6 protein-coding genes and 1 other RNA gene are annotated in these 6,194 nt (G+C 30.8%); all 7 read left to right on the plus strand.

The genetic code is table 11. The annotated features are described in order from the left end of the window. The first annotated feature begins 73 nt into the window (after positions 1–73). Positions 74–961, plus strand: a complete 888-nt coding sequence (locus E6248_RS11635) for a sulfide/dihydroorotate dehydrogenase-like FAD/NAD-binding protein (protein ID WP_316340969.1) — start codon at positions 74–76, stop codon at positions 959–961. Between the two features lie 2 nt (positions 962–963). Beyond that, positions 964–2,361 (plus strand): NADPH-dependent glutamate synthase, encoded by a 1,398-nt coding sequence (gene gltA / locus E6248_RS11640; protein ID WP_316340970.1) that lies wholly within the window; start codon positions 964–966, stop codon positions 2,359–2,361. A 476-nt stretch (positions 2,362–2,837) separates the two neighbouring features. Next, positions 2,838–3,233 carry an Rrf2 family transcriptional regulator gene (locus tag E6248_RS11645; RefSeq protein ID WP_316340971.1) on the plus strand — a complete coding sequence of 132 codons (396 nt, stop codon included), beginning with the start codon at positions 2,838–2,840 and terminating at the stop codon, positions 3,231–3,233. 183 nt (positions 3,234–3,416) lie between these two features. Then, positions 3,417–4,406 carry a Gfo/Idh/MocA family oxidoreductase gene (locus E6248_RS11650; RefSeq protein WP_316340972.1) on the plus strand — a complete coding sequence of 330 codons (990 nt, stop codon included), beginning with the start codon at positions 3,417–3,419 and terminating at the stop codon, positions 4,404–4,406. A gap of 171 nt (positions 4,407–4,577) precedes the next feature. Beyond that, entirely contained in the window at positions 4,578–5,189 is a 612-nt protein-coding gene (locus E6248_RS11655) for an N-acetyltransferase (protein ID WP_316340973.1), read from the plus strand. A 10-nt stretch (positions 5,190–5,199) separates the two neighbouring features. Next, positions 5,200–5,631, plus strand: coding sequence for a VOC family protein (locus E6248_RS11660; RefSeq protein ID WP_316340974.1), 432 nt, complete (start codon positions 5,200–5,202; stop codon positions 5,629–5,631). A gap of 418 nt (positions 5,632–6,049) precedes the next feature. Continuing rightward, positions 6,050–6,194: a transfer-messenger RNA gene (gene ssrA, locus E6248_RS11665) on the plus strand; the annotation flags it as partial.

Consider the following 6,194-nt stretch of genomic DNA (forward strand, 5'->3'; position numbering starts at 1 on the left):
ATTAAGAATTGTGTGAATATTAAAAAAATGGTAAGATGAAAGTATGTTAAAAATAAAACAAGGGGGTACAGTTATGTATAAAGTTGTTAGTAAGAGGGAGTTAACTGATAATATATATCTTATGGATATAGAAGCACCAAGAGTTGCAAAGTCAGCTAAACCTGGACAGTTTATTATTATTAAAAATGATGATAAGGGTGAAAGAATACCACTAACTATTGCTGACTATAGTAAAGACAAGGGGACTGTAACTATAGTATTTCAAGCAGTTGGTAGAGGAACAAAGGAACTTGCTAGTTTTAATGAGGGAGATTATGTTGCTGACTTTGTTGGGCCATTAGGACAACCAAGTGAATTTATTTATGAAGATATAAATGAATTAAAAAGAAAAAATATCATCTTTATAGCAGGTGGTGTGGGGGCAGCACCTGTATATCCGCAAGTAAAATGGATGCATGATCATGGTATTGATTGTGATGTTATAGTTGGAAGTAGAAGTAAGGAATTATTAATATTAAAAGATGACTTAAAGAAGGTTTCTAAGAATTTATATATATCAACAGATGATGGTAGCTATGGATTTAATGGAAGAGTTACTGATTGCTTAAAGCACTTAGTAGAGGAAAAAGGTAATAAATATGACCATGCAGTTGTAATAGGACCTATGATAATGATGAAGTTTATGGCTAGTCTTACTAAGGAGTTAAATATACCAACTACAGTAAGTTTAAATCCTATTATGGTAGATGGTACAGGCATGTGTGGTGCCTGTAGAGTTACTGTTGGAGGAAAAGTTAAATTTGCCTGCGTAGATGGTCCAGAGTTTGATGGACATTTAGTAGATTTTGATGAATCTATGAGAAGACAAGCTATGTATAAAACTGAGGAAGGTAGATCTCAGTTAATAATAGAAGAAGGAGATACTCATAATCATGGTGGTTGTGGTTGTAAGGTGGAGTAGTTATGAATATGCAAGATAGAATGAAAAGGGTACCTGTAGCGGAACAAGCCCCAGAAGTTAGAGCTAAGAACTTTGAAGAGGTTTGTCTTGGATACTTAGATGAGGAAGCAATAAGAGAAGCTAATAGATGTTTAGGCTGTAAGAATCCTAAATGTGTTGATGGATGTCCAGTATCTATAAATATTCCAGGGTTTATAGGATATATGAAAGAAGGAGAATTTGAAAAAGCTGCTAAAGAAGTTGCAAAATATAGTGCATTGCCAGCTGTTTGTGGAAGAGTATGTCCGCAAGAAAGCCAATGTGAAGGTAAATGCGTACTTGGAATTAAAGGGGAAGCAGTATCTATTGGTAAGCTTGAAAGATTTATAGCAGATTGGTCTAGAATAAATGAAGTTGATCTTTCTGAGAGGGAAGAATTAAAAGGTAAGAAAGTTGCAGTTATAGGAAGTGGTCCTGCGGGATTAACTTGTGCAGGAGAATTAGCTAGAAAAGGCTATGATGTAACTATTTTTGAAGCATTACATGAACCAGGTGGAGTATTAGTTTATGGAATTCCTGAGTTTAGATTACCTAAGGATGATGTAGTTAGACCTGAAATTGAAAATATAAAGAAGCTTGGAGTTAATATAGAAACTAACGTTATAATAGGTAGAACCATTACCATTGATGAACTTATGGCTGAGGAAGAGTTTTCAGCTGTGTTTATAGGTTCAGGAGCAGGACTTCCTAAATTTATGGGGATTCCAGGAGAAAATGCAAATGGAGTATTATCTGCTAATGAATTTTTAACTAGGGTTAATTTAATGAAAGCCTTTAAAGAAGAATATCATACACCAGTAAAGATAGGTAAAAAGGTAGCTATAGTAGGTGGAGGAAATGTTGCTATGGATGCAGCAAGAACTGCCTTAAGATTAGGGTCAGAATCTCATATAGTTTATAGAAGAAGTGAATCTGAATTACCAGCAAGAGCTGAAGAAGTACACCATGCTAAAGAAGAAGGAGTAATCTTTGACGTTTTAACTAATCCAACTGAAATCTTAGTAGATGAAAATGGATGGGTTAAAGGTATGAGATGTGTAGAAATGGAACTAGGAGAGCCAGATGAATCAGGAAGAAGAAGACCTGTAGTTAAAGCAGGATCTGAATATATTATGGATGTAGATACAGTTATAATGTCTCTTGGAACTTCTCCAAATCCATTAATATCTTCTACTACTGAAGGTCTTGAAACTAATAAGTGGAAGTGCTTAATTGCAGATGAAAGTGGTCTTACTACTAAAGAAGGAGTTTATGCTGGTGGAGATGCAGTTACAGGAGCAGCTACTGTTATATTAGCAATGGGAGCAGGGAAAAAAGCAGCAAATGCAATAGATGAATACTTAAATAATTTAGATAAATAATTAAGCTAACTAGCTAGATAAGAGTTAAGTAAATTAGATAAGAATGTTAGATAAGAAAATTTAGATAAGAGCCTTGCATTTAGAAGTTGGAAAAATAACTTAGATAAAAAATTTAAATAAATGGTTTAGATAGAAAATAGATAAATGATTTAAATAAAAGCTTTGATATATGACTTAGGTTTAGAAGCTAAATTAGTTCGAGAAAAATATTTGATATATGAATAAGTTATAAATTTGAAATAATAAAAATGTATAAAATATTAAATTTTTGTAAATAGTATATGGTTGTTTTAGTAATTAGTGGGTGAAATATAGTATAATTAAATAGAAAATTTTATTTAATTTATTTTGTGAATATGCTTAGTTTTAGAGTGATTAGTCTATACAACTTTTTATATTAAAGAAATTTAAATAAAATTTTCTATAAATGTCCTAATTACTAGCAGGATTATCTTAAACGAAAGAGGGGTATTAAAATGTATTTATCCAAATTTACTGATTATTCATTTAGATCACTAATATATCTAGCAGAAAACAGAGACAAGCTTTGTACTGTTGAAGAACTTGCAAAAAAACTAGAAATATCAGAGCATCATTTAAAAAAGATAATACATAAAATGGCGAAGACAGATTTAGTTATTTCTATGAAAGGTAGAACAGGTGGATTAAAACTTGGATTAGAACCTTCAGATATAAATTTGGGAGAAGTTATTAAGATAACAGAAGACAATTTAAATATTGCACAATGCTTTAACAAAGATAATTGTTGTCCTTATGTGGGGTCAGGATGTAAGATAAAAGGAATAATGAAAAGCTCATTAGATGCGTTTATAAATGAGTTTTCTAAATATACATTAGAAGATGTATTATAATGATTAATTTATAGATTATAGAATAAAGTGAAATGTACAGTTAAGGATAATGTTAAATTTCACTTACAAATAAGAAAATAGGAACTGAATTTAAACTAATATTAATTAATAGGTTGTAATTCAGTTCCTTTTTTTTATACAATATATGTATGGAATAATATAACATAAAAAGGAGAGGGCAATATGATTAATATAGGTATTATAGGAACGAATTTTATTACTGATAGTTTAATTGCAGGGTCTAGGGAAGTTAAGGATGCAAAGATTTCAGCTGTTTATTCAAGAACTGAAGAAAGGGCAAAAGAGTATGCAAATAAATTTGAAATAGAGCATACCTTCACCAATTTAGAAGAAATGGCAAAGAGTGATTTAATAGATGCAGTTTATATAGCATCACCAAACTCACTACATGCTAGTCAAGCAATTTTATTTTTAAAGAATAAGAAGCATGTATTAGGGGAAAAAGCTTTTGCTTCAAATACTAAAGAAGTAGATGAAATGATTAAGGCTGCTAAAGAAAATAATGTTGTTCTTATGGAAGCTATGAGAACTACAGTGTTACCAAATTTTAAAGCTATAAAAGACAACTTATACAAGATTGGAAAGATTAGAAAGTATTTTGCAAGCTACTGCCAATACTCTTCAAGATATGATAAATATAAGGCTGGAGAAGTGTTAAATGCCTTTAAAAATGAATTATCTAATGGAGCTATTATGGATATAGGGATTTACTGTATAGCACCAATGGTCAATCTTTTTGGAAAGCCAAATACAGTAAAGGCTAATGGAGTAATGCTTAAAACAGGCGTAGATGGAGAAGGAAGTGCAATCTTTGGCTATGACGATATGGAGGCAGCAGTTACTTACTCAAAAATAAGCAATTCATACCTTCCATCAGAAATTCAAGGGGAAGAAGGAAGCATAATAATTAATAAAATCAACACCTTTGAAAATGTAAAAATAATTTATAGAGATGGAAGAGAAGAAGATTTAACTTTAGAACATAAAAAAGAAAATATGTGTTACGAAGTTGAAGAGTTTGTAAACTTAATTCAATCAGGAGAAAAAGAATCTAAGATAAACTCCTTAAAGGTTTCAAGAGATGTAATAGAAGTAATAGAAGAAGCAAGGAAGCAAATAGGAGTTATATATCCAGCGGACAGTGACAATTAACAGTTAAGAATTAAAAATTAACAATTTAGGTTATAATTCAGGCGAGCTGATTTAGAATGAAAGAATTAAGAGTTACTATAAAGCTTAGGCTTTATAGTAACATGAAAGAATGAAGTAGGAAAAATAATCTGGCTGAATTTCTACATTAATAAGTATAAAAGGGGTCTTTGTTTGGAAAATTTAATAATTAGGGATGAAATAGAAAGTGATTACTTTAATGTTGAACATATGACTAAGAAGGCTTTTTGGAATTTACATCTTCCAGGCTGTAATGAACATTATTTAGTTCATATTCTTAGAGAAAGTGATGATTATGTTCCAGAGTTAAGTAAAGTGGCAGAAGTTAATGGAGAAATTGTTGGAGCTATTATGTACTCAAAAGCTTATGTATCTGATGGAGTCAAGAGTACAGAAGTATTAACTTTTGGGCCTTTATGTGTAGATCCAAGTTATCAAAATAAGGGGATAGGTGGAATATTATTAAGAGAAACAATGAAGTTAGCTAAAGAGGCAGGATATAGAGGGATTGTAATATTTGGTGAGCCAGATTATTATCCTAAACATGGTTTTAGAACTTGTGATAACTTTGGTATAACAACTATTGATTCTAAAAACTTTCCACCATTTATGGCAATTGAATTAATTCCTAATGGACTTAAAGATGTACAAGGAAAATTCTATGAATCTGAAGTATTTAATCGTTTAATACCAGAAAAAGTTGAGGAATTTGATAAAAGATTTCCTTATATGGAGAAGTTAAAACTGCCGGGACAGTGGGAATAGGGAGGTAATTATGAATAGAATTAATATCATTTGTTTAGGTGTTAGAAATATGAAGAAATCTATCCAGTTTTATAGGGATGGACTAGGATTTCAAACTGATGAAAAAGAAGATAATCCAGCTGTAATATTTTTTAATGCAACAGGAACAAAGTTTGAATTATATCCTTTAAATCTTTTAGCAGAAGATATTAGCTCTGAGAATCCACCTAAAATAGGCACAGGATTTTCAGGAGTTACTTTAGCACTTAATGTTAAAAATAAAAATGAAGTAGAGGAAGTAATTGAACTAGCTAGAAAAGCAGGTGCAACAATAGCAAAAGAACCTCAAGATGTTTTCTGGGGTGGATACCATGCTTACTTTGCAGATCCTGATGGATACTACTGGGAAGTAGCTTGGGGCCCCAATTTTAAATTTGATGAAAATGATATGCTTATTTTTTAATCATATTAGAGGGTGATTGTAGTGTAGAAAAAAGTGCATCAATTTATTATTGTTCTAAACGAAAAAGTTTAATATCAATTAGAAATTAATAATGAAAAAATGACAATTTATAAAGCAATTTGTTTTAAATGATAAAAAATAAATTATATACTATGAGATAAAGCTAGAGTAAAAGAAGTAATACTCATATTATAATTAAGATATAGTATGAATTTTATAAAGGAGATATAAAATTAGACTAGAACTATAATTATCCTCAAAATAAATGAATTATTTAGCTAAGTATTTAAGACTATGTAATTTAGGAAAATCATAGTTAAAATGCATGATTCAAGGCTGTTGACAGAAAAAAAATTATAATATATAATTACAACACAGAATGAAAATTGAATATTTCGCGTTAAACTAATTTTAACCTGGGGGCGTTTTGGCTTCGACGGGGGTAAGATGGGTTTGATAAGCGAGCCGAGGCAAGCATGTCACCTCGATAATAAAGTATGCATTAAAGATAAACGCAGAAGACAATTTTGCATTAGCAGCTTAATATAGCCGCTCATCAGCCC

The organism is Clostridium sp., assembly GCF_032552055.1.
GTDB lineage: Bacteria > Bacillota > Clostridia > Clostridiales > Clostridiaceae > Clostridium.

Excerpts from the sequence above, each read along its gene's own strand:
- E6248_RS11650 (WP_316340972.1), top strand. The coding sequence starts at position 3,417 with ATGATTAATATAGGTATTATAGGAACGAATTTTATTACTGATAGTTTA.
- E6248_RS11660 (WP_316340974.1), top strand. The coding sequence starts at position 5,200 with ATGAATAGAATTAATATCATTTGTTTAGGTGTTAGAAATATGAAGAAA.
- gltA (WP_316340970.1), top strand. The coding sequence starts at position 964 with ATGAATATGCAAGATAGAATGAAAAGGGTACCTGTAGCGGAACAAGCC.
- E6248_RS11645 (WP_316340971.1), top strand. The coding sequence starts at position 2,838 with ATGTATTTATCCAAATTTACTGATTATTCATTTAGATCACTAATATAT.
- E6248_RS11635 (WP_316340969.1), top strand. The coding sequence starts at position 74 with ATGTATAAAGTTGTTAGTAAGAGGGAGTTAACTGATAATATATATCTT.